Below are 1214 nucleotides of genomic sequence, written 5' to 3'. Positions count from 1 at the left end.
CGAGCGCCTCGACGCTCACTACCTGCGTTTCCTCGAGGCCCTCAAGGCCTCCGGCTTCGAGGGCGAGATCGCCCCGGACTTCGCCAACCGCACGGTGCTGGCCACCGACAACTCCATCTACCAGCGCCTGCCCCAGGCGGTGCTCTACCCCAAGGGCGCCGCGGACCTCGAGCGGATCGCGCGCCTGGCCGGCGAGTCGGCCCACCGCCGGGTGGTGCTGACCCCGCGCGGCGGCGGCACCGGCACCAACGGCCAGTCGCTCACCGATGGCCTGGTGGTGGACGTCTCCAAGCATATGAACCGGATCCTCGAGATCGACGTGGAGAACCGCCGGGTACGGGTCCAGGCCGGGGTGGTCAAGGACCAGCTCAACGCCGCCTTGAAGCCCCATGGGCTGTTCTTCGCCCCGGAGCTTTCCACCTCCAACCGGGCCACTATCGGCGGCATGATCTCCACCGACGCCAGCGGCCAGGGCAGCTGCGAGTACGGCAAGACCCGCGACCATGTGCTGGAACTCGAGACCGTGCTGCTGGGCGGCGAGCGCCTGCACACTCGCCCCGTCGAGGAGGCCGAGCTGGCCGCCCTGTGCCAGCGCGACGACGCCACCGGCCGCGCCTACCGCACCGCCCGGGAGCTCATCGACACCCAGGGCGAGCTGATCCGCGCCAAGTTCCCGCCGCTCAATCGCTGCCTGACCGGCTACGACCTGGCCCACCTGCGCGAGGATGACGGCCGCCTCAACCTCAATAGCCTGCTGTGCGGGTCCGAGGGCTCCTTGGGCTTCCTTAACGAGGCGGTGCTCAATGTGCTGCCGATCCCCCAGCACTCGACCCTGGTCAATGTGCGCTACGCCGGCTTCATGGACGCCCTGCGCGACGCCAAGGCGTTGATGGCGAGCTCCGCGCGCCCCACCTCCATCGAGACGGTGGATGACAAGGTGCTGATGCTGGCCATGCAGGACTTCGTCTGGGATAGCGTGGCGGAGTTCTTCCCCGACGGCAAGACGGCGGTCCGCGGCATCAACCTGGTGGAGTTCAACGACGACGACCCGGCGCGGCTGGCCGAGCGGGTCGCGGCCTTCTGCCACCACCTGGAGGCCGATGACAGCGTGCAGCGCCTGGGCTACACCCTGGCCGAGGGGCGCGCCGCCATCCAGCGGGTCTATGGCATGCGCAAGCGCGCCGTGGGCCTGCTGGGCAATGCCAAGGTGGATG

1 protein-coding gene is annotated in these 1214 nt (G+C 69.5%); it reads left to right on the top strand.

Translation table 11 applies throughout. The features are described 5' to 3' along the window. The coding region (locus HPA02_RS18070) for an FAD-binding oxidoreductase (protein ID WP_371832446.1) at positions 1 to 1214 on the top strand (1214 nt) is incomplete at both ends.

Origin of the sequence: Bisbaumannia pacifica, from assembly GCF_007989625.1 — a bacterium.
Classification (GTDB): domain Bacteria; phylum Pseudomonadota; class Gammaproteobacteria; order Pseudomonadales; family Halomonadaceae; genus Bisbaumannia; species Bisbaumannia pacifica.
The sequence above is the reverse complement of the archived record's forward strand: the minus strand, read 5'-3'. Positions and strand labels throughout refer to the sequence as shown.